This is a genomic window from Shinella sp. GW821-FHT10F02 (assembly GCF_058809275.1).
Genome location: NZ_JBXASL010000012.1, coordinates 35,440 through 57,247 on the forward strand (window position 1 = coordinate 35,440; position 21,808 = coordinate 57,247).

The following is a 21,808-nucleotide window of genomic DNA, read 5'->3' on the forward strand; positions in this document are numbered from 1 at the left end:
CGAGACAGTGCTACGATCTCTTGAAGATATGGTTACCGGGATGTGGATGCGGCGGACGAAGAGTCCGACTACCCCTCGGCGGGCGCGGACGGTTTGCCGCTCTCAATCCCTTGGCTCTTGCGTGCACCCTGCCAAGCATGACATCAAATCATGTGCCGCCTGTGGGTGCGGATTTCTCGTCTGCGGGCACTCGGGGGATAAGAGCGATAAGATTTTTCCATTCCTCGCCCCGTCGGTGGCTGGCCGTTGGGCTACTCCTCGCCGCCATGCTGGCGATCGGGCTGACGGCCGGTCTGCCATGAGCCTCGCCCAAGGAGCCATCGTTCCCCATCCGTGGCGGGTGCATTTCCGGACGCGTCGGATATGATCCGGACTCTGGCGGCGAAAGAGTCTGGATAACATGTTGCGCAACCTCGATTTCAGCTCCTGGTACAACCTTCTGGCAACACTGATCGGGCTAGCCCTGTTCACCTTGATCAGCATCGGCATCCGTCTGATCATGATGTTCACGATCCAGCAGCGCCGGGAGCGCACGAACCGCCAGATCAACGAACGCCTGAAAACCCTCATCGCCGCCTACAAGACCTTGGGCGGCTCCTTCACCGGCAATCTCGCCGTCGATCCCACGCATCTTCGCGATCTGAGGCGGCGCGCGGAACCATCCGCTGAGCCAGTGGACGGAGAGGCGGACGGCATCGTTGCGAGCTCCGAGCGCCGCAGGCGCATCCGCGACGACGTCGAGGCAGCACTTTCCGATATCATGCTGCTCGGTACGGAGGCGCAGGTTCGCCTGGCGGAGAAAGCGGCGCGGGAGCTCATCGCGGGCCGTCCCGTCCACACCCACGAACTCGTCGTCTCCCTCCGGGCCTTCATCCGGGAAGCACTCGACCTCGACCCCGTCCCATCCGACCTGGCAATCCCGATGCAAGGCCCGACCCGCCCGGCAAGCAGCGGCGGCCGCACCAAGGGTGAGCGCGGAAAAGAAGGCTCGCGGGGTGGAGGCGGTGGCAGCGGTGGAATGGGCGGCGGCGGCCTCGGCCCTGCCAGCAGCAGCGAAGATCCGACACCTGCGGATCGGAGTTGACAACGAGATTTGAGAAGGCGAAACCGGATGACGCATCAACCGCCCGCCAGATGTAGGGTGGTCGCATTGGATGGACGGCGCGCGTCATGGCGATGACGTCTTGGGCGGCGGCGTTGGTAATCACGAACTGTCTGGCAACTAGGGTAGCAACACGCTATCTTGCAGCGCAAGAATGGATGCCCTGGACGGCGGCCTAGGCAGCGATGTACTCTCAATTGGGCTCGGCATCGACCCGTTCATCTTCGGGAAGAGCGGCTCGCTTAGCCCAAATTGACAAACGCGCGGCATCTCCCACGGCTGGAGCCGCACCTAGCGGAAGTCTTCTCAGCCCCGCCTGCGCTTTTTTCTCAATCCTGCGATGGAAGGTCGTGACTCGCGCGTGACATCCGGCGCCGAACACTACCGGTCTGGCACAACCGCCCTTCCCGATACGTAGATCAAATCAACAAGCCGGGTATATGCTTACTCCTAATTGGGGAAGCGACCATGCAGGATGTTATCATCAGAGCCTATACCAATGGAGGCGTCCGTGAACTATTGGCTCTCATCCCTGTCCCTGACGACGTCAACGCCACCGACAGCCAATTGATTGCCTTGGCGATGATAGCGCTTCGAGAGCAGGGACGGTTTGCAGATACCGAGATCGAGACTTTCCAATATCGACTGGACCGTCCAAGGGCATCGACGCTCCAGACCCCCTTCCCGCGACGCCTCCAGGCGCTGTAGCCGAGCGGCTCCGTGGCCGGCGCGGGCGGGACACTGGACCAACAGCGAGGCGGCCACGATTGATTTCTGGTCGAGGCAGCACAATCGTCAATTGACGTCGAGCGCATCCTAAAGGATGGCACCGCATCGGCAACGGTCAGCGCGATCATCAAGAAATGGACGACCCTATGAATCAGGCTCGCCGTGGACGCTTTTTCGGGCGCTATCTGACGAAGCGATCAATTGATGAGGGTCGGCTGCGAATACGCTCGTTCCGTCACGGGGCAACCCTCTTGGATCTTGGTCCACGACGAGACGTTGAGCTTCATCTCACAACGCGCGAGGTAAGAGCCTCCATCAACCCTCAGGCAGGAGGTCTGGCCAAGCTCGAACATGACACCACGATTTCGGCATTTGCAATTGTGGGCATCCGCCAAGGTGGGGATCGCGGCAATTGCCAAACCAACGACGAGCACTCCAACACGCATGGCTGATGCTCCCAATGATATGCATGCAGATTACACCTGTCCGACAGCATCGTCAAAGCGAGCGACCGATTAGCCGAGCGGCATCGTCGGCGGTGAGGCTGTAACCTACGAAATCAAAATCAAGGGATTATATGGCCAGCTTAGTCGACACGGAACTGTCCGTGGTTCCGGCTGGTAGCGGAGGAGGGATTCGAACCCCCGACACAAGGATTATGATTCCTCTGCTCTAACCTACTGAGCTACTCCGCCGACCGAAGGGACGATGGAAACGAGGTCCGTTTTCCGTCCGGTGGGCGGCTTATAAGGTGCTGTTCCCGCGGGTGTCAAGCGACGTTCGCACAAAAATCGCTTTGTCCGCAAAGGCCTTGGCGGGCGTGGCTTTTCAGGCGGCCACGCGGGTGGAGAGAATGCGCTTGAGGGCGTCTTCCGCCGCCGTTTCGCGTTCCGAGCGCTGGATGAAGCCGCCGCCGTAGATGCGGGCGTCCTCGCCTTCGCCGGAATAGAGCGCGCAGGCCTGGCCGGGCGCAACGCCGGCTTCGCCTTCCGCAAGCTCGACATAGATGCCGCCGGGGCCGGACTGGAGGCGCGCGGGGCGGGGCGGGCGCGTCGAGCGCACTTTGGCGTAACAATCGAAACCGGCCGCGGCGACGGTTTCGAGATCGCCGTCGCCGAGCCAGTTGATATCGCGCAGATAGAGGCGGCGCGTCTCCAGCGCTTCCTTCGGGCCGACGATGACGCGGCGCGAGCGGGCGTCGAGATAGACGACGTAGAGCGGCTCGCCGGTGGCGATGCCGATGCCTCGGCGCTGGCCGATCGTATAGTGCAGGATGCCCTCATGCTGGCCAAGCACGCGGCCGTCGATATGCACGATGTCGCCGGCGAGCGCCGCATTCGGCTTCAGCTTGTTGACGATATCGGTGTACTTGCCCTGCGGTACGAAACAGATGTCCTGGCTGTCGGCCTTCTTGGCGACGACGAGGCCCATCTCTTCCGCAAGCGCCCGGGTTTCGGCCTTCGAGAGATGGCCGAGCGGGAAACGCAGATAATCGATCTGCTCCTGGGTGGTCGCGAAGAGGAAGTAACTCTGGTCGCGCTCCGCATCGACCGGGCGGTAGAGCGCGCGGCGCTCCGGCGCTGCGGCGGTCGGGTTCGGGCGCGAGCGGATATAATGGCCGGTCGCCAGGGCATCCGCGCCCAGTTCCTTGGCGGTGGCCAGCAGATCGGCGAACTTGACGGTCTGGTTGCAGGCGACGCAGGGGATCGGCGTTTCGCCGGCGATGTAGCTTTCGGCGAACGGGTTGATCACCGTCTCGCGAAAGCGCTTTTCATAATCCAGCACATAATGCGGGATGCCGATCGTTTCGCAGACGCGGCGCGCATCGTCGATGTCCTGGCCCGCACAGCAGGAGCCGGCACGGTGCACGGCGGCGCCATGATCGTAGAGCTGCAGGGTGATGCCGAGGACGTCGTAACCTTCGCGTTTCAGGATTCCGGCCACCACGGAACTGTCGACGCCGCCGGACATGGCGACGACGACACGCGTATCTTCTGGCTTCCGGTCGAAATCGAGACTGTTCACGCGAGGTCCGTTCCGATGCTGCGGCCGCCGCCTTCGGGGCTTGCCGCAGACACCTTTGACTGAAACGCCGGAAACCGGCCGTTGCGGCGCCCCGTAACTGTCGGGACACCTCTGGGGCGACATATAGAAACTTGCCGCCCCGAGGGCAAGAGAAGGCCGGAAACCTCGTCTTTCCGGCCACGCACAGGATCGCCCCTCCCGGTCCGCAAAAAGGGGCTGTCGCGTGCGAACGAAAAGTCAGATGAGGCGCAGGCGGAGCGCGATCGCGATCGCCTGCATGCGGTTGACGGCCTGGAGCTTTCGGGTGGCGCTCTTGAAATAGCTGCTCACCGTATAGACCGAGATGCCGAGGATGATGGCGATCTCGTCGCTGCTCTTGCCGGCGGCGGCCCAGCGCAGGCACTCGACCTCGCGGCTCGACAGCTTTTCCCGCCCCGCCGTCGCCGCGACAAAGGTCTTTTCCAGGCATTCGAACAGTTGAAGGGCGGCGAAATGCAGCTCCGTCAGCTCCGGCCGGGCAAGCGGCGTGCGCGTGCCGGAGAAGACCATCAGATAGGGATCGGAGGTCGTGGAATGCATGAGCAGCGCCGTGGAACCGGAAAGGCCGTAGCTTTCGGCAAGCGTGATCGCCTCGCCGGCCTGGCCGCTTTCCCAGTCCGATGGCGCCAGAAGCGAGCTGTCGCCCTGGACGGGCAGCTTCGTCATGCCGGTCTCGATCGCGAGACGGCTGACGTGGAACAGGTTCATCGCATCATATTTGCGCACGAGATCGGCCGGCCAGTTGCTGACGAGCAGGCGCTCGGCAAAACGCTGCTGGCCGTTCGCCGGAAAACGCGACACCAGGAAATGGCTGAAGCGAAAATGGTTGGCGCACTGGCGCATGAGGTGCAGCACCTCATATTCGGTCTGCACGGATTCAATATTGGCCGTCGATAGGAATTCGGGCGACCAACCCTGCTGCAGGAGCATGTTGTCTGGATCTCTCATTTTCCGTTTCCAACAGCCGGCGCGGACGCGCGCCGGGCTCGTGTGCATTCTCGGTCCGGAAAATTACAGGAGCACCATCGCGGTGAAACACGACGAAAAACGCCGCGTCAGCCATGTCCCAAAGGGAAACAGCTCGCGGATAGAATTCATTTGGATGCATCCTGGGGGCTTCCGGTGACATCAACGATGCCGCCCCCAAATTTTGGGGCTTATTAGCAGTATTTGAATAAAAGAGAAACGTTTTATTTGCATGGCTCCCATGCAGGCTCTGCGAGAGCGCGCATAGACAAACGTAACGGAAACCGGCGCTTACAGAGCCCCGCACGATCGGCGAAGCCGCTCAAATGATTAGAAAATTGTTAGCATGCATTTAGGCAAATCTTAAATGTGGCAAGCTACAGTCCGGGGATATGGTCTTGAGTTTATGTAGAGAGTCCAATGACCGATCTGATACGACCACGCGTTAAATACGTCATCGGCCCCGATGGCAGCCCTCTGACAATTGCCGATCTGCCGCCGGCCAATACGCGGCGCTGGGTGATTCGCCGGAAGGCAGAAGTCGTCGCCGCGGTGCGCGGCGGGCTCTTGAGCCTCGAAGAAGCCTGTGAACGTTATACGCTGACGGTCGAAGAATTCCTCTCCTGGCAGTCCTCCATCAACGACCATGGCCTTGCCGGCCTGCGCACCACGCGCATCCAGCAATACCGCCACTAGCGTCCCATTTTTGATCAAGACCCCTGCGGTCGCGCTTTGCGCGGCCGCAGTTCTTTTTATCAATATTCAGCGCGGTTGCAGCTTCATCTGCAGGAGCCCGGTCATGATGGCCGAGGCGGCGTAGAACCACAGGCCGGGCTGGGTGAAGGCCGAAGCCATGCCGCTCGTCTTCGCCGCAACGATGACCAGCGCCACCAGCATCACATCCATCATCGACCATTTGCCGAGCAGCGGAAGCAGCCGGGCGATCCAGTTCGCCTTGCCGTCGGCCGGCGTCGGCGCGGTCGCCTCCAGCGCGATGGCGAAGAGCTTGATGACCGGGAAGACGATGGAAAACAGGCCGACCAGCACGGCCAGCGCGCCGCTGCCCTGCGCCCAGAGCGAGACGACGATATCGATCAGCGAGGGCGTCTCGTTGAAGAAATACAGTTTTTCGAAGCGCACGAGCGGCAGGACGAGACCGAAGGCCAGGAACAGCGCGGAGAGAACGAGAAGAGCGGGTACGGCGAGAATCATGGGCACACGTCGAAGGTTTCGATGCGTCCTGCATAGCACTCGCCAGGCTCTGACGCAGCACACTCCGTTCACATCCGGATGGCTTGCCGGATCCGCCGGGACAGGAAAGGATGGCACCAACGCAACCGCAAGCGAGGACCATCATGGATATCAAGGACGAAGAAACCGGCTCGAAGGGCCGCTATTCCACCATCGTCGAGGGGCACGAGGCGGAAGTGACTTATTCGCGCACTTCGCCGAAGCTCGTCATCGTCGATCATACCGGCGTGCCGGATGCGCTGCGCGGCAAGGGCGTCGGCCAGGCGCTGGCGGCCCATGCGGTGGAGGCGGCGCGGGCGGGCGGCTGGAAGATCATGCCGCTCTGCCCCTTCTTCCGGGCGCAGGCGATGCGCCACAAGGACTGGCAGGACGTGGTCAATCTCTAGAGGGAAATCGACGCAACGCGAAGAACCCTCGTGAGCGGTCTTCCGGCCGCTCGCGAAGGTCCTTCGAATTGAAACGGATCAGGCGCGAAGCCGAACCGCGTTGTCGCGCTCTTCCAGCGCCGAAGCCTTGGCGAACTCCGCCTCCGCCTCTTCCAGTGCCAGTTCCGCCGCATCCTGCTGCACCTTCAGTTCCCGGATGGAGACCTGAAGATTGTCGGAGCGCTGACGCGCTGCCTTGGCGAAGGTGGGATAAGCGAAGTGGTTGGGATCGGTGATCCCGGACTTCTTTTCCTCGATGGCGATCTGGGTTTCCAGTTCCTTCGACATCCGTTCGAATTCGGACATCATCAACTGAAGCTGGGCCAGCTGCCGTCTCTTGTCTTTCACCTGAAATTCCTTCAGGCGAACTAGGCTCTCACGCGACTTCATACGCAATACTCCCGTGGATAGCGAGACCCCGGCATTAGAGCGAATGGCGGCCTGATTCTCTCGGCAACCACGCACTCCGCATTCCAAATCAGCCCCCGAAGCGCGGTGTTTTCCACACGCCGGAAGCCGTCTTGCGCCCGAAACCCGGCAAAACGCACCAGGCCTCGAAAAAAATTCAGCGATATTAATAAAACCCTACCGCTGGTAACCTTTCGTTTACGGGCATCGTTAATCATAGGTGCGAGGATTTAAGGCTCAGTAAATGCGGTTCGCAAAAAAGAGGTGGGGCGCATTGATGAGTCGAAAGAGTCGGTTAGCTGTGTTTCTTGAAGGAACGTATTAAGAGACACAATTCTGATTCATCCATAAAATCAGGAGCCTGCCTAAAATAATTAACAGATCGATGCATCTTGCCAAAGTGAATCAGGATTTGTTAACCATTTCGTGGCAGCCTCCAAATCAGGCAACGACTGGATCCGTATCGCGTAGGGGGCCAGAAACCTTGAGCGGCGGAAAAGGGGACAGATATGCGGGTTCTACTCATTGAGGACGACAGCGCGACGGCGCAGAGCATCGAATTGATGCTGAAGTCCGAAAGTTTTAATGTGTATACCACCGACCTCGGCGAGGAAGGTGTCGATCTGGGCAAGTTGTACGATTACGACATCATCCTGCTCGATTTGAACCTCCCCGACATGTCGGGTTACGAGGTCCTGCGCACGCTTCGCCTGTCCAAGGTCAAGACGCCGATCCTCATCCTCTCCGGCATGGCCGGCATCGAGGACAAGGTGCGCGGCCTCGGCTTCGGCGCCGACGATTACATGACCAAGCCGTTCCACAAGGACGAGCTCGTCGCCCGCATCCACGCCATCGTGCGCCGTTCCAAGGGCCATGCCCAGTCGGTCATCTCGACGGGCGAACTCATCGTCAACCTCGATGCCAAGACGGTCGAGGTCGGTGGCCAGCGCGTCCACCTGACGGGCAAGGAATACCAGATGCTGGAGCTGCTTTCGCTCCGCAAGGGCACCACGCTCACCAAGGAAATGTTCCTGAACCACCTCTATGGTGGCATGGACGAGCCGGAACTGAAGATCATCGACGTCTTCATCTGCAAGCTGCGCAAGAAGCTTGCGAACGCCGCCGGCGGCGCGAACTATATCGAGACGGTCTGGGGCCGCGGCTACGTGCTGCGCGAGCCCGATGGCGACTTCGCCGAAAGCGCCTGATACCACCCTCCCCGCTCCGGAATTCCAACCCGCCGCTTCGCCGGCGGGTTTTTTCGTTGTGTGTCAGAGAGATAAGCCCGGAACGAAAAACGCGGCCGGCTCTTCACGAGCGGCCGCGTCGATGTCGTCAGATTAAGGTCTATCGTTTCAGGCGGCGATTGAAAGATTGCCGAAGACCTGGGTCAGGATCTTGCGGTCGAACGGCTTCAGCAGGAAGTCGTCGGCACCGGCGCGCTTGCCCATCATCATCTTCTTGAGGTCCGCCTCGACCACGCAATAATAGATGCGCACCGACTTGCCCTGCGGCAGGTTGCGGATATTGCCGATCAGCTCGATCGCACCGTCCATCGTCGCATCGACGATGATGATGTTCGGCAGCTCCGCCTCGCAACGCACCAGCGCTTCGAGCGAGCTCGACGCTTCCAGCACGAGGAAATTGAAACCGGAGAGAATACGCTTGCCGACCTTACGGACGACGTCGGAACCATCGGCGATCATCAACCGCTGCATTAGCTGCTCCTAGGGTCTCCCGCTCTTGAGCTGCGGGAAGATTACAGGTTGCAACTGTACCGGCGGCTGGCAAACAAAGCGTTAGCGGCCATGGTTAACAAACCCTGGCCGCATTGTTTTACGCCTCGGCGGCGACCACGCGGGCGGAGAAGACGATCTCTTCGGGCGAAGCCGCCACGTCGAGCTGCATGCCCGCCTCGTCCGCCAGCAGCACCGTGTAATAGGGCTGGATGGAATGGGCGTCGACGGACTCTTCCGGCGTGCCGGAGAGGATCTCCATGAATTTCGGCGGCACGCGCAGCATGCGGCCCTTGGCGGTGAGCTTGAAGACCGCGTCGGTTTCCGGGTTTTCCAGCGTCACGTCGATCGAGCCACCGCGCGGAATGGCGCCATAGGCGACGAGAAACAGGTTGAGCAGCAGCTTGACCCGGTTCTTCGCGACGATGGCGCGCGGTCCCGTCCAGGTGATCTCGGTCTTCTTCTCGGCGACGGCGAAATCGCGCGCCGCCTTTTCCGCCTCGCCCGTATCGATGGAGGCGCCGACCGAGCCGGAGGCGCCGAAAGCGAGCCGTGCGAACTTCAGACGCACGGAGGCATTCAGCGCGCTGGTGCGGATGAGGTCCATCGCCTCCGAATCAGCGCCGCCCTCGTCGAGCAGTTCCAGCCCGTTGTTGATCGCGCCCACGGGCGAGATGACGTCATGGCAGACGCGGCTGCAAAGAAGCGCTGCCAGATCGGGACCGGTCAGCGTAAGGTTTGGATTTTTCGCCATAAATTTCTCCCAGGTCCACGTATTCTTGCAACGCGGCGGCCTCACAGGGCACTGTCGCGGGCATCCTGCGCGACGCATAACACGCCGGAATTGCGCGAGGCGTACCCGAATTGAAGACAGCCATAATGACACCACATTTGGTAAACCGATTGTTAAGACGATCGGATCAAATTGCTGCATGGAACGGGGCCGAGACATGAAGGAAGGCGAACGGGACATGCGTGTTTCAAAACTGGTCACGACGGCGTTCAGGATCGTCACAACGGCGCTGCTGGCGCTCTTCTGGATTTTGCCGGCTCAGGCACAGCAGAGCAGCGGCCAATATTCCATGCAGGAAATCGTCGATGCCGGCCACGGCTTCTTCGGCTCCACCTCGGGTGGCCTCGCCAAGGTGGTCGAACGCGCTTTCGAATCCCACGGCCTGCCCAACGGCTACATTCTCGGCCAGGAAGGGTCCGGCGCCTTCGTCGCCGGCCTGACCTATGGCGAGGGCACGCTGAACACCAAGAATGCCGGCCAGCATTCGGTGTTCTGGCAGGGCCCGTCGCTCGGCCTCGACTGGGGCGGCCAGGGCAGCCGCACCATGATGCTCGTCTACAATCTGCCCGACGTCAATGCGCTCTATGAGCGGTACGGCGGCGTTTCCGGCTCGGCCTATGTCATTGCCGGCGTCGGCATGCAGGTCAATGTCAACCGCGACGTCGTGCTCGTGCCGATCCGCACCGGCGTCGGCGCCCGCATCGGCATCAATGCCGGCTACCTGAAGCTCACCCGCGAACCGACCTGGAATCCCTTCTGATCGCCCACCCGGTCGCCCCTTGGTCGCCCCTCTGGTCGAATGAATGGCGGCCCTCGCCCGTCAGGTTAACCGAGAGTTGATTTCGCCGGGCATCCCCCTGTGAAAGTTCGGGCGAGCCGCTATAGTGCGCTTGCTTGAACCGTTTTGGGCCGTTTTGGAACGAGTGGACCTGTGATCGAGTATGCCCTTCTCTTCGCGCTCGGCTTTCTCGCCGCCACGCTGACCGGTCTGCTCGTCGCGCCGGCCATCCAGAAGCGCGTCGTCAAGTTCACCGAAGAGCGCATGCGCGCCACGATGCCGCTCAGCCCGCAGGAAGTGCGGGCGCAAAAGGACATGGCCCGCGCCGCCTATGCCGCGGAAAACGCCCGCCTGTCCCAGAGCGTGCGCCGCGAGCGCGAAAAACACACGCTGGAAATGGTGCGCAACGAGAAACTGCTGGCGCAGGCGGCGGCGATCGGCACGGAAAACGCCGAACTGCACGCCCAGATCGCCGACATGAACATCGAGGCCGGCGACATGCGCTCGGCGCTGCGCCGCGAGGAAATGAAGACCGAGCAGCTGAAGACGGCGCTTTCGACCGCCGACCGCGAGATCCGCGGCAAGGAAGCCGACATCGAGAGCCTGCACGGCCGCATCGACCATCTCGAGGCGGACCTCGACAATATGAAGATCGACCTCGCCACCCGTGACACGGCGATGGAGAACCTGAAGAGCCGCATCGGCAATCTCAAGGACGAGCGCGACAAGCTGCGCGAGGACATCAAGACGGCGAGCCAGGCGGCAAAATCGCTGGAAATGCGCCTGTCGCGCGAAGAGGGCCGCGTGCGCCAGCTCGAAACACGGCTGACGCGCGAGCTCGCCGGCAGCGCCGACAAGGACAATGCAATCGAACGGCGCATCGCGGAAATCAACCGCCTGCGCGACAAGGTGAAGACGTTGACAGCGGAAAACAAGGATACGGTGAAAGCGATGCGGTCCACCGGGCTCGCCCGCACCATCGCGACAACCCGCATTTCCGCCCGCCGCACCGAAAAGCTGGTGCCGCCGCCGATCGACATCGGCGCGCTGGAGGAGGACGTGCGCAACCAGGGCACGGCGCTTTCGGAACGGCTGCTCGCCGCGAAAACCGGCGACAACGACGCGGCGCTCCGCGAGGAAATGGCCGATCTCGCCAGCAAGATGATCGTGCTGACGGCCGCGCGCGAGGGTGCTGGCTCGCCCGTGCACGACCTCATCGCCACGATCGACCCGGCGCTCGACGGCGACGAACGCAGCCTCGCCCAGCGCGTGCGCGAACAGATCAGCGGCGACGAAGCTTGAAACGTCCCGGGAGGGCGGCATGAAGGCAGCAATCCTGGCATTGGTGATCGGCATTTCCGGCGCGACCGCCCCCTCGCCCAAGCAGGCGATGAGCATCGACGGGCGCTATTGCGGCCGGCTGTGGAGCAATGGCGACCTGGTCGAGGCAATCACCGTGCTGTCACTGACAGGCGACGGCCGGCTAACCGGCACCTACGAATTTGCCGACGGCGACGGCCGGAGCACCGGCACGCTGGCGGAAGATCCACCCGGCAAGGGCCTCGACCGCCGGCTCGACTGGCGCGATATGTATGGCACCGGCAAACTCTTCATCACCATCAGGCCGGATTACAGCGGCTTTACCGGCAAATGGCAGGACCAGACCGGCTCGCCGAACGAATTGTGGGACGGCGTGCGCTGCTAGGCGACACGCCCCATGGTGAGCGCGATCTGGTAAAGTGCGATGCCGCTCGCCGTCGCGACATTGAGGCTGTCCAGCCCCGGCCGCTGTGGAATACGTGCCGTGCGGAAGGAGGATAGGATGGTCTCCGGCAACCCCTCGCCTTCCGTGCCGAGCACCAGCGCGATGCGCCGCGCCGCCGGGATTTCCCCCACTGGCACAGCGCCACGCGGCGACAGACCCCAGATCTCGTAACCCGCCTCGGCGAGGCCCCGCAGCATCGCCTCGGCAGCGAGCCCGCGCGAAAACGGCACCGTCAACACAGAGCCGACGGAGACCCGGATCGCCTTGCGGTAAAGCGGATCGCAGCTCGTCTCGTCGAGAAACACCGCATCCGCGCCGAAGGCCGCGGCATTGCGAAAGATCGAGCCGACATTGTCGTGGTTGGAGAGGCCGCAGCCTGCGAGCACAAGGCTCGTTTCCGGCAGCGATGGCAGCAGCGAGGCCGCCTGCGCCGGCTTGCGGCCGAGCGCCAGCACGCCGCGATGCATGTTGAACCCGGCAATCGCATCGAAGACGGGCGCCGCGGCGATATAGACCGGCACGGTCGCCGGAAAGGTGGCAAGCACCTCGGCGACGCCGGCGACACGGCTTTCAAGAAGCAGGATCGCCTCCGCGGCAAAGCCGTTTTCCCGCGCCGGCGCACTACCGAGCATGCGCAGCACCACCGTGCCCTCGGCGATGAACAGGCCGTCGCGGCCCGTGAGGTCGCGCTCGCGGATCGAGACGAAGCCGGCAATGCGCGGATCGGCGGGATCTTCTATGCGGAGCGGTTCGGCCGCCATGGCGGATCAGTTGCCCTTGACGTCGATCTCGGCGACGATGCGGCTTGCCGCGATGTCGAAGAGGAAGGCCTTGCGCACGCCGTCCGCCATCACGCCGTAGAAAAGGATCTGGCCGGCCGACTGCGACACGGCCGAGACGGCGAAACCATCAGGCAGCGTCGCGGTCGCCTTGACCGGCGCATCGCTCGGCACGGCAACGCCGCCGGCGACAGCCGCTTCCGGCTTGCTTTCGCGCGTGTTGATCTTGTAGACAATGGCCGCAAGCACCGCCATGAACATCAAAAGCATGATGCCGCCCGAGACCAGTTGCAGGCGCATCATCTTGCGACGGACGTTTTCCATCACCGGGTCGAGCGGCTTGTCTTCCTGATCGTCGTTTTCGATGTTGGACATGGCAAGGCGACCTTCCGGCAATGAGCTGAGTTGAACGATGACCGACCCCTTTAAAGAAGCCGAGGCGACAAGAAAAGTCCTGACGGTGCCGGAAGACGCCGAAGGACGCATCGACGCCTGGCTTGCGGCCACGCTTGCCGGCGATTTTTCGCGCAATCGCATCAAGGCGCTGATCGAGGAAGGGGCCGTGCTGGTCAACGGAGCGGCGGTCGGCGAGCCGAAGCGCAAGGTCCATCCCGGCGACCGCGTCGAGATCGCCCTGCCCGAGCCGCGCGATCCCGAGCCGCAGGCCGAGGACATCCCGATCGACGTGCTCTACGAGGATGACAACCTGATCGTGCTGGTGAAGCCGGCGGGCCTCGTCGTGCATCCCGGCGCCGGCAACTGGACGGGCACGCTGGTCAACGCGCTCATCCACCATTGCGGCAAAACCCTTTCCGGCATCGGCGGCGTGCGCCGTCCCGGCATCGTGCATCGGCTCGACAAGGAGACGAGCGGCGTCATGGTCGTCGCCAAGAACGACGCCGCGCACCGCCACCTCTCCGACCAGTTTGCCGACCACGGCCGCACCGGCCCGCTGGAGCGCGCCTACCAGGCCGTCGTCTGGGGCCGGCCCCGTCAGCTGAAGGGCACCATCGACGCGCCGCTCGGCCGCGGCAACGACCGCACCAAGCGCGCTGTGAAGCGCGAGGACGCCGACGACGCCCGCGAGGCGATCACCCACTACGAAGTGGTCGAGCGCTATGGCGAAACCCCCGAAGCCACCAGCCTCGCCTCACTCGTCGAGTGCCATCTGGAAACCGGCCGCACGCACCAGATCCGCGTGCACATGGCGCATATCGGCCACCCGCTGGTCGGCGACCCGGAATATGGCGCCGCCTTCAAGACCAAGGCAAACCGCCTGCCGGACGAGGCGCGCGACGTCGTCAACGGTTTCCGCCGCCAGGCGCTGCACGCCTTCATGCTGCAGTTCGAGCATCCCGCCACCGGCGAGACCATGCATTTCGAAGCGCCGCCGCCGGAGGATCTTGAACGACTGATTTCGGCACTGCGCGCAGTGGAAAATACCACCAAGCCTTGATTTCCGGGTACAAAACCCCACCTTGGGAATGTATCGAAAAATCCGTTTCGCCCGGCCCGCTTTCACGTATCCGTGAAACTCGCGGACGCTTGAACCATTGTTTCGCCATACCTATCTGTACACTTAGTGGGGTCGCCATGACCCACTGGGGAGCATGGTTGCTGACGGGGATCCGGTTTCAGAGGATCGTGCTCCGTACCAAGGCTTGCCGAATGGAAGCCGCTTCAGAAAGGGGTGCTGAATGGCCCGCAATACGCTGCCGTCGATCACGGCCGGAGAAGGTGGTCTCAACCGCTATCTCGATGAAATCCGCAAGTTTCCAATGCTTGAGCCGCAGCAGGAATACATGCTCGCCAAGCGTTACCAGGAGCACGGCGACCGCACCGCGGCGCATGAGCTCGTCACAAGCCATCTTCGGCTCGTGGCCAAGATTGCCATGGGCTATCGCGGCTACGGCCTGCCGATCGGCGAAGTCGTTTCCGAGGGCAATGTCGGCCTGATGCAGGCCGTCAAGAAGTTCGACCCGGAACGCGGCTTCCGTCTGGCGACCTATGCCATGTGGTGGATCAAGGCTTCGATCCAGGAATATATCCTGCGCTCGTGGTCGCTGGTGAAGATGGGCACGACTGCCAACCAGAAGCGCCTGTTCTTCAACCTGCGCCGCATGAAAAGCAAGATCCAGGCGATCAACGACGGCGACCTGAAGCCCGACCAGGTCAAGGAAATCGCGACCAAGCTGAAGGTTTCGGAAGACGAAGTCGTCTCGATGAACCAGCGCCTCACCGGCGATGCCTCGCTCAACGCGCCCATCAAGGCCGGCGAAGGTGAATCCGGCCAGTGGCAGGATTGGCTCGTCGACGACCACGACAGCCAGGAACAGACGCTGATCGAGCAGGACGAACTGGACACCCGCCGCGCCATGCTGGCGCGCGCCATGGGCGTGCTGAACGACCGCGAACGCCGCATCTTCGAGGCCCGCCGCCTCGCCGAAGACCCGGTGACGCTGGAAGAGCTGTCGTCCGAGTTCGACATCAGCCGCGAGCGCGTGCGCCAGATCGAGGTCCGCGCCTTCGAGAAGGTGCAGGAAGCCGTGCAGAAATACGCGGCCGAACAGGCCCGCGCGGTGCGCGTCATCGAAGACGCCTGAGGCGAAGCGACAATCCAAACGAAAAGGCCCGGCAGCGATGCCGGGCCTTTTTTGTTGTGAGAAGCGAGCGGCCTTACTGGCTGCCGGCCGCGCCGAGCGTCGTCCAGGCTTTCATCACCGTGTCGAAGGCTTCCGTGCCCGCCGTGCCCTTGTCGAGCGTCATCAGCGCACGCCGGCCGTTGCGGTAGGTGATCGGAATGTCGATCCAGCTGCGCGTGCGCAGGAGTTCGGTGTTCTTGGCGATCGCCTCCGGGAAGTCGTTGAGCGCGATCATGTGGAAGTCGTCGGTGATCTTCGCCGGCACCGCGATCAGCGCATCGCCGCGGTCCTGCTCGGTCCGCTTCATCGCCACGCGCTGTACGCTCTCGATGCCGCCGCCTTCGAAATTCTCCGGCAGCGAGAAGACGAGCTCGACCAGATGGCTTGCCGGCAGGGACCGGTCGCCGTTGCGGCGGAAGGTGATCAGCGCGGTCAGGCCCTTGGAGGGCACGTTGATCTGCGCGCGCACCACCGGTTCGGCCTTGGCCTCGCCACCCGGCGATTCTTCCGCGCTCGACCAGGCGACCGTGCCTTCGATCGCCGTCGGCGCCGTCTGGCCGAGGCGCTCTTCATAGAGGAACATTTTCTGCGTAACGCCGATGGCGGCCGGCTGCTCGCCGGTGGCCGCAGGCGTCTGCGTGTCCGTCGTGGTCGCGGTGCCAGTGGTGCCGGCCGGCGTCTGCGTCGTGCCGTCCGTCGTGGTCGTGCCCGCGCCGGTGGTGCCCGCGGCGGCCGCGCCGTCTTCGGTCACCACGCCTGCGGTTTCCGTCGACTGGGCGGCAACCGACTTGCCCTCTTCCGGCGTTGCGCCGTCCAGCGCCGCCGCCGGGCCTTCGTCCACTTCGGTCCCGTCCGTCAGCAGGCGCTGCGTGAACTTGCCGTTGCCGGTCGGCGTGGCGGAGGCCACCTCGGTGGTCGGCGTGGTCGTGCCGGCGGCATTGTCCGTCGTCTCGGCCGTGTCGGCCGGCGTGGTGTTTGCCGGCAGGTTGCGGCCGCCTTCGGCGGTGTCGTTGGTCTGCTGCTGGGTCTCGGCCGGCGTCTCGGTCGAGGGCGCGGTGAACGAGGCGATGCGCTCGTTGACCCAGCCGTTCACCGTATCGCGGTTGAACCAGTAGCCGGCGCCCACACCGCCGACGATGGCGATGAGCGCGATCACGGCGGCAAGCGCACCGAAATTGATGCGCGACTTGCGTGGCTCGGCGCGGAAGGAGCGCTGCGGCGCACGGGCCGGCTCGAAAGCAGGCGTGGACGATGCAGCTTCGGCAGTAGTGGCCGCCGCCACGGTGGATGCGACGGCGACGCCGGCCGTCGGCGTATGGCCGAGAAGGTCGTCGAGATCGCCCCATTCCGGGCTCTTGGCGGTTTTTTCGCGCTCGGCTTCCGGCTGGGCCGCCTTGTCGTCCGGCCAGTCCCAGGCGAGCGGATCGTTGGCAACCGCCGGTGTCGGCTCGTGTTTCTCAACCTCGACCGCGACGGGTGCGGCCTCGTTCCAGTTCCACTGGGCTTCCGCCGAGGGCATGCGGGCATCCGCGACCGGCTCGGCTTCGGGCAGCTTCTCGTCGTGAACCGGGTAGATCCGGGCCTCCGGCTCCACGGCCGCGACGGTCTCCACCGCTTCGGCTTCCACGGAGCGATCCGGCTCCGGCTCCTGCCAGGAGGGCACATAATCGTCGGCGGGCGCGGCCTCGACATGCCAGGACGGCTCGCTATGGGCCTCGGCAGCAACCGGCTGCGGCTCGTCCGCGACGCGCTCTTCCTCGACAACCTGCTCGGGTTCCGGCTCGATGTGGGTTTCGGCAACCGGCTCGTCTTCGATCACCGGCTCAACCGGCGCCGCCTCGTGGACATGCTCCACCGGCTCGTCGTGCTGTTCCGGTTCGGCTACCGCGACCGCCTCTTCCGGCTCGTCGACGGCAACGGGTTCTTCCACCACCGGTTCCGGCTGGACGACATCCTCAACGGGTTCCGGTGCGACATCGTCGGCGGGAAGCGCCTCGGCATGGTCGATCTCGACGCTGTCGATCGCCGCTTCGAGCTTGTCGAGCTGACGTTTCACCAGGTCATCGGAAGGGCGCGGGTTCATGGATTCGAGTTGCCGGCGCACGGCACCGCGCGCCTTCTCGTAAACCTTCTGCCGCATCTCGGCATTATTGTCCGAGAGGCCGTCCACGGCCCTCCGAATGACTGCTACAAAATCCGCCATCAGAACTTTCCGTCGTGTCCGCTCGCTATCTCATTGGAATACGTCACGGAACTGGTGTTGAGCTTGAGATTAGTCCTCAAACGGGTCGGTCACAAGTATCGTGTCCTCCCGCTCCGGACTGGTCGAAAGCAGGGCGACGGGGGCGCCGATCAGCTCTTCGACCTGTCGTACATATTTGATCGCCTGGGCCGGCAGGTCCGCCCAGCTACGCGCGCCGACCGTCGATTCCTTCCAGCCTTCGAGCGTGATATAGACCGGCTCGACGCGGGCCTGCTGGCCCTGGCTTGCCGGAAGATAGTCGATTTCCTTGCCGTCGAGCTTGTAGGCGACGCAGATCTTCAACTCGTCGAGACCATCCAGCACGTCGAGCTTGGTGAGCGCGATGCCCGTGATGCCCGAGGTCTTCACGGTCTGGCGCACGAGAACCGAATCGAACCAGCCGCAGCGGCGTGGACGGCCAGTATTGACGCCGACTTCGCGGCCGACGGTCGAAAGGTGCTTGCCGATCTCGTCATCGAGCTCGCACGGGAACGGCCCCTCGCCGACACGGGTCGTGTAGGCCTTGGTGATGCCGAGCACATAACCGATCGCCGTCGGGCCGAGGCCGGAACCGGCAGCGGCTTGGCCCGCAACCGTGTTGGACGAGGTCACGAAGGGATAGGTGCCGTGGTCGTTGTCGAGCAGCGCGCCCTGAGCCCCTTCGAAAAGGATGCGGGAACCGGCCTTGCGGTGGTCGTCGAGGATGCGCCAGACCTGATCGACATAGGGCAGCACCCGGTCGGCGACTTCCATCAGTTCCTTCTCGATCGATTCCACCGAGATTTCCGGCAGGCCGAGGCCGCGGCGCAGCGCGTTGTGATGGGTCAGCAGCCGGTCGATCTTCGCCGGCAGCGCGTCCCTGTCGGCCAGATCGATGGCGCGGATGGCGCGGCGGCCGACCTTGTCTTCATAGGCGGGGCCGATGCCGCGCCGTGTCGTGCCGATCTTCGTGCCGCTGTTGGAGGCGGCATCTTCACGGAAGCCGTCCAGGTCACGGTGCAGGGACAGGATGAGCGGGGCGTTGTCGGCGATGCGCAGGATTTCCGGCGTGATGTTCACGCCCTGAGCGCGCAACTTCTCGATTTCGGCCACGAAGTGGTGGGGATCGACGACGACGCCGTTGCCGATGACGCTGAGCTTGCCGCGCACGAGGCCGGACGGCAGCAGCGCCAGCTTGTAGCTGACACCATCGATAACCAGGGTATGACCCGCATTGTGGCCGCCCTGATAGCGGACGATGACATCCGCGCGTTCGGAAAGCCAGTCGACAATCTTGCCCTTGCCTTCGTCACCCCATTGCGATCCGACCACCACGACGTTCGTCATTTCATCTTTCCCGTATTCGCAAGCGGATAGCCGCGTGCCTGACACAAACCCGCGCATCTATACTGTGTTGTCTTTGGGAATGCGACCCTGTTATGACGGCCACAATCCGCTTTTTACATGACATTCCGCGCTTTTTCGCCTTATGTGGGCCGCCTGCCGACGCACCCCGCGCCCTTCCCTCGACCGTCCGGATCACCCCGCCTTGAACAGCAGAGCCTATTTCTATCTCAGCGTCACCGCCCTTTTCTGGGGCGCGAACTCGGTGGCGGGCAAACTGGCGGTCGGCCATGTCAGCCCGATGGTGCTGACGACCTATCGCTGGATCGTCGCGCTCATCATCATCCTCGCCTTCATGATGCCGCAGGTGAAGCGCGACTGGCCGATGATCCGCAAGCACTGGCTCCAGCTTCTGCTCTACGGCATCTTCGGCTTCACGGCCTTTAATGCCCTGCTCTATACCGCGCTCGGCTATACCAGCGCCATCAATGCCGTCATCGAGCAGGCCGGCATTCCCATGCTGATCTTCGTCTTCAACTTCGTGCTGTTCCGCATCCAGGCCTCCATCGCCCAGATCATCGGCTTCAGCGTCACGCTCATCGGCGTGCTTGTAACAGCCGCTCATGGCGAATTCTCGGCACTGGCGGAGCTGGAATTCAACTTCGGCGATGCGCTGATGCTTTGTGCGGCCATCGTCTATGCCGCCTATACCGTGTCGCTGCGCTGGAAGCCGGAGCTGCACTGGCAGAGTTTTATCGCCGCCCCCGCCTTCGGCGCGCTGCTCAGCGCCATCCCGCTGTTCTTCTGGGAACTGTCGCGCGGCGCCGCGATCTTCCCGGATACGACCGGCTGGGCCATCGTGCTCTATGCCGGCATCTTCCCGTCGCTGCTCTCGCAGGTGCTCTATGTGCGCGGCGTCGAGATGATCGGCGCCAACCGCGCCGGCCTCTTCATCAACGCCATCCCGGTCTTCGGCACCATTCTGTCCGTCCTGCTGATCGGCGAGACGCTCTACCCCTTCCACGTCGTCGCCCTCCTCCTCGTGCTCGGCGGCATCGCCATTGCCGAGTGGGGCCGGCCGAAGGACAACAAAAAACCCGCCGGATGAACCGGCGGGTTTCTTTTCGTCTTGGGAGGACGAAGCTTAGTCGACGTTGAAGACCAGCGACTTGACCTGACGGATCGCGTCGTTGGTACGCAGCTTGTTCAGGACCTCGTCGGAGAGGGCGGCATCGACATAGAGCAGCGCGATCGCATCGCCGCCCTGCTTGTCGCGGCCAAGCTGGAAGTTGGCGATGTTGACGCCGGCCGCACCGAGCGTCGTGCCGATGAAGCCGATCATGCCGGGAACGTCGGTGTTGGTGATGTAGACCATGTGGTTGCCCACATCGGCGTCGAGGTTGATGCCCTTGATCTGGATGAAGCGCGGCTTGCCGTCGGAGAAGACGGTGCCGGCGATCGAGCGCGTCTGGTTGGCGGTCGTCACCGTCAGGCGGATATAGCCGTCGAAGACGCCCGACTTGTCGCGCTTGACCTCGGAGAGGATGACGCCCTTTTCCTTGATCATGACCGGCGCCGAAACCATGTTGACGTCGGAAACCTGGGTGCGGATGAGACCGGCAAGTGCGGCGCTCGTCAACGCCTTGGTGTTCATCGAAGCGGTCGCGCCGTCGTAGAGGATCTCGATTTCCTTGATCGCGCTTTCCGTGACCTGGCCGACGAAGGCACCGAGCACATCGGCAAGCCGGATGAACGGCTTCAGGATCGGCGCTTCCTCGGCAGTGATCGACGGCATGTTGATGGCGTTGGAGACAGCACCACGCACTAGGTAATCCGACATCTGCTCGGCAACCTGTAGGGCGACGTTCTCCTGGGCTTCCGTGGTCGAGGCGCCGAGATGCGGCGTGCAGACGACGTTCGGCAGGCCGAAGAGCGGGCTTTCCTTGGCGGGCTCGACTTCGAAGACGTCGAAGCCGGCACCGGCGACCTTGCCGGACTTCAGCGCTTCGGCAAGGTCCGCCTCGACGACGAGGCCGCCGCGGGCGCAGTTTACGATGCGCACGCCGTCCTTCATCTTGGCGATCGCCGCCGCGTCGATGATGTTGCGGGTCTTGTCGGTCAGCGGCACATGCATGGTGATGAAATCGGCCTCGGCGAACAGTTCGTCGAGCTCGACCTTCTTCACGCCCATTTCCTCGGCGCGCTCCTTGGAGAGGAACGGGTCATAGGCAATGACATGCATCTTGAGGCCGATGGCGCGCGAGCAGACGATCGAGCCGATATTGCCGGCGCCGATGACGCCGAGCGTCTTGCCAGTGATCTCGACGCCCATGAACTTCGACTTCTCCCACTTGCCGGCCTGCGTGGAGGTGTCGGCAGCGGGAAGCTGGCGGGCGACGGCGAACATCAGGGCGATCGCGTGTTCCGCCGTGGTGATCGAGTTGCCGAAGGGCGTGTTCATGACGATGATGCCGCGGCGCGAGGCGGCCGGGATATCGACATTGTCGACGCCGATGCCGGCGCGGCCGATGACCTTGAGGTTGGTCGCCGCCGCAATCAGCTTTTCCGTCGCCTTGGTGGCGGAGCGGATGGCGAGGCCGTCATAGTTGCCGATGATTTCGGCAAGCTTGTCCTTGTCCTTGCCGAGCTGCGGCTGGAAGTCCACTTCAACGCCGCGATCACGAAAGATCTGGACGGCGGTTTCCGACAGTTCATCGGATACGAGTACGCGAGGTGCCATGAGAGGCCTCCTTCAATTGAGTCTAGGGAGATGAGATCAAAGGTGGCTTCGCCCAGAGGACGAAG

At 63.1% G+C, this 21,808-nt stretch carries 23 protein-coding genes and 1 tRNA gene; 11 read left to right on the top strand and 13 right to left on the bottom strand.

All coding sequences use genetic code 11. The features are described 5' to 3' along the window. The first annotated feature begins 400 nt into the window (after positions 1-400). A complete protein-coding gene (locus tag AC1RWL_RS29775; protein ID WP_493097145.1) occupies positions 401-1,084 on the top strand; it encodes a hypothetical protein in 684 nt (227 codons plus the stop codon). Between the two features lie 486 nt (positions 1,085-1,570). Continuing rightward, a complete protein-coding gene (locus tag AC1RWL_RS29780) occupies positions 1,571-1,810 on the top strand; it encodes a hypothetical protein (protein ID WP_439624139.1) in 240 nt (79 codons plus the stop codon). Between the two features lie 218 nt (positions 1,811-2,028). Here the strand turns inward: AC1RWL_RS29780 and AC1RWL_RS29785 are convergent, their stop codons facing one another. From AC1RWL_RS29785 to AC1RWL_RS29800, 4 genes are all read right to left on the bottom strand, one after another. Then, on the bottom strand, positions 2,029-2,277 hold the full coding sequence (locus tag AC1RWL_RS29785; protein WP_439624137.1) for a hypothetical protein: 249 nt from the start codon (positions 2,275-2,277) through the stop codon (positions 2,029-2,031). A 172-nt stretch (positions 2,278-2,449) separates the two neighbouring features. Then, positions 2,450-2,526, bottom strand: a tRNA-Met gene (locus AC1RWL_RS29790). A 133-nt stretch (positions 2,527-2,659) separates the two neighbouring features. Further along, entirely contained in the window at positions 2,660-3,856 is a 1,197-nt protein-coding gene (gene mnmA, locus AC1RWL_RS29795; protein WP_493097144.1) for a tRNA 2-thiouridine(34) synthase MnmA, read from the bottom strand. A 237-nt stretch (positions 3,857-4,093) separates the two neighbouring features. Next, positions 4,094-4,843 carry a helix-turn-helix transcriptional regulator gene (locus AC1RWL_RS29800; protein ID WP_256121032.1) on the bottom strand — a complete coding sequence of 250 codons (750 nt, stop codon included), beginning with the start codon at positions 4,841-4,843 and terminating at the stop codon, positions 4,094-4,096. 438 nt (positions 4,844-5,281) lie between these two features. Here AC1RWL_RS29800 and sciP point away from each other — a divergent pair, with 438 nt between their 5' ends. After that, the gene (gene sciP / locus AC1RWL_RS29805; RefSeq protein WP_023515011.1) at positions 5,282-5,557 is read left to right on the top strand and encodes a CtrA inhibitor SciP; all 276 of its coding nucleotides are present in this window, start codon (positions 5,282-5,284) and stop codon (positions 5,555-5,557) included. Between the two features lie 66 nt (positions 5,558-5,623). On the opposite strand, the gene AC1RWL_RS29810 is transcribed toward sciP, so the two are convergent. Then, positions 5,624-6,073, bottom strand: a complete 450-nt coding sequence (locus tag AC1RWL_RS29810) for a paraquat-inducible protein A (protein WP_493097143.1) — start codon at positions 6,071-6,073, stop codon at positions 5,624-5,626. Between the two features lie 143 nt (positions 6,074-6,216). On the opposite strand from AC1RWL_RS29810, the gene AC1RWL_RS29815 reads away from it, so the two are divergent. Then, positions 6,217-6,498, top strand: coding sequence for a GNAT family N-acetyltransferase (locus AC1RWL_RS29815; protein WP_256121030.1), 282 nt, complete (start codon positions 6,217-6,219; stop codon positions 6,496-6,498). A 78-nt stretch (positions 6,499-6,576) separates the two neighbouring features. Here AC1RWL_RS29815 and AC1RWL_RS29820 read toward each other — a convergent pair whose 3' ends face one another. Continuing rightward, the gene (locus AC1RWL_RS29820) at positions 6,577-6,927 is read right to left on the bottom strand and encodes a flagellar export protein FliJ (protein ID WP_256121029.1); all 351 of its coding nucleotides are present in this window, start codon (positions 6,925-6,927) and stop codon (positions 6,577-6,579) included. A gap of 527 nt (positions 6,928-7,454) precedes the next feature. Between AC1RWL_RS29820 and ctrA the strand changes: the two genes are divergently transcribed. Beyond that, positions 7,455-8,153: a response regulator transcription factor CtrA gene (gene ctrA / locus AC1RWL_RS29825; RefSeq protein WP_024270822.1), complete on the top strand. Its 699-nt coding sequence runs from the start codon at positions 7,455-7,457 to the stop codon at positions 8,151-8,153. A gap of 147 nt (positions 8,154-8,300) precedes the next feature. On the opposite strand, the gene AC1RWL_RS29830 is transcribed toward ctrA, so the two are convergent. Both AC1RWL_RS29830 and chpT read right to left on the bottom strand, forming a co-directional pair. Further along, complete coding sequence (locus AC1RWL_RS29830; RefSeq protein ID WP_256121028.1) at positions 8,301-8,663, bottom strand: response regulator; 363 nt, start codon at positions 8,661-8,663, stop codon at positions 8,301-8,303. Positions 8,664-8,781: 118 nt separating this feature from the next. Beyond that, positions 8,782-9,435: a histidine phosphotransferase ChpT gene (gene chpT / locus AC1RWL_RS29835; RefSeq protein ID WP_256121027.1), complete on the bottom strand. Its 654-nt coding sequence runs from the start codon at positions 9,433-9,435 to the stop codon at positions 8,782-8,784. Positions 9,436-9,652: 217 nt separating this feature from the next. Between chpT and AC1RWL_RS29840 the strand changes: the two genes are divergently transcribed. The 3 genes from AC1RWL_RS29840 (at position 9,653) to AC1RWL_RS29850 (ending at position 11,957) form a co-directional block, all read left to right on the top strand. Next, positions 9,653-10,234 carry a DUF1134 domain-containing protein gene (locus tag AC1RWL_RS29840; RefSeq protein WP_256121026.1) on the top strand — a complete coding sequence of 194 codons (582 nt, stop codon included), beginning with the start codon at positions 9,653-9,655 and terminating at the stop codon, positions 10,232-10,234. 171 nt (positions 10,235-10,405) lie between these two features. Beyond that, complete coding sequence (locus AC1RWL_RS29845) at positions 10,406-11,554, top strand: hypothetical protein (protein WP_493097142.1); 1,149 nt, start codon at positions 10,406-10,408, stop codon at positions 11,552-11,554. A 19-nt stretch (positions 11,555-11,573) separates the two neighbouring features. Beyond that, complete coding sequence (locus AC1RWL_RS29850; RefSeq protein WP_493097141.1) at positions 11,574-11,957, top strand: hypothetical protein; 384 nt, start codon at positions 11,574-11,576, stop codon at positions 11,955-11,957. On the opposite strand, the gene AC1RWL_RS29855 is transcribed toward AC1RWL_RS29850, so the two are convergent. Both AC1RWL_RS29855 and AC1RWL_RS29860 read right to left on the bottom strand, forming a co-directional pair. Continuing rightward, entirely contained in the window at positions 11,954-12,778 is an 825-nt protein-coding gene (locus AC1RWL_RS29855) for a TrmH family RNA methyltransferase (protein ID WP_493097140.1), read from the bottom strand. The two genes, AC1RWL_RS29850 and AC1RWL_RS29855, sit on opposite strands and share 4 nt — an antisense overlap. Before the next feature lie 6 nt (positions 12,779-12,784). Further along, positions 12,785-13,171, bottom strand: a complete 387-nt coding sequence (locus AC1RWL_RS29860) for a hypothetical protein (RefSeq protein WP_256121012.1) — start codon at positions 13,169-13,171, stop codon at positions 12,785-12,787. A 37-nt stretch (positions 13,172-13,208) separates the two neighbouring features. On the opposite strand from AC1RWL_RS29860, the gene AC1RWL_RS29865 reads away from it, so the two are divergent. Both AC1RWL_RS29865 and rpoH read left to right on the top strand, forming a co-directional pair. Beyond that, positions 13,209-14,252 carry an RluA family pseudouridine synthase gene (locus AC1RWL_RS29865; RefSeq protein ID WP_493097139.1) on the top strand — a complete coding sequence of 348 codons (1,044 nt, stop codon included), beginning with the start codon at positions 13,209-13,211 and terminating at the stop codon, positions 14,250-14,252. A gap of 241 nt (positions 14,253-14,493) precedes the next feature. Continuing rightward, entirely contained in the window at positions 14,494-15,399 is a 906-nt protein-coding gene (rpoH, locus tag AC1RWL_RS29870; protein WP_435266172.1) for an RNA polymerase sigma factor RpoH, read from the top strand. A 73-nt stretch (positions 15,400-15,472) separates the two neighbouring features. Here the strand turns inward: rpoH and AC1RWL_RS29875 are convergent, their stop codons facing one another. Both AC1RWL_RS29875 and AC1RWL_RS29880 read right to left on the bottom strand, forming a co-directional pair. Further along, the gene (locus tag AC1RWL_RS29875) at positions 15,473-17,641 is read right to left on the bottom strand and encodes a hypothetical protein (RefSeq protein ID WP_493097138.1); all 2,169 of its coding nucleotides are present in this window, start codon (positions 17,639-17,641) and stop codon (positions 15,473-15,475) included. 69 nt (positions 17,642-17,710) lie between these two features. Then, on the bottom strand, positions 17,711-19,006 hold the full coding sequence (locus AC1RWL_RS29880) for an adenylosuccinate synthase (RefSeq protein ID WP_435266174.1): 1,296 nt from the start codon (positions 19,004-19,006) through the stop codon (positions 17,711-17,713). Between the two features lie 202 nt (positions 19,007-19,208). Between AC1RWL_RS29880 and AC1RWL_RS29885 the strand changes: the two genes are divergently transcribed. Further along, positions 19,209-20,111, top strand: coding sequence for a DMT family transporter (locus AC1RWL_RS29885; RefSeq protein ID WP_493097137.1), 903 nt, complete (start codon positions 19,209-19,211; stop codon positions 20,109-20,111). A gap of 36 nt (positions 20,112-20,147) precedes the next feature. Here the strand turns inward: AC1RWL_RS29885 and serA are convergent, their stop codons facing one another. Then, on the bottom strand, positions 20,148-21,743 hold the full coding sequence (serA, locus tag AC1RWL_RS29890) for a phosphoglycerate dehydrogenase (RefSeq protein ID WP_493097136.1): 1,596 nt from the start codon (positions 21,741-21,743) through the stop codon (positions 20,148-20,150). Positions 21,744-21,808 lie beyond the last annotated feature (65 nt).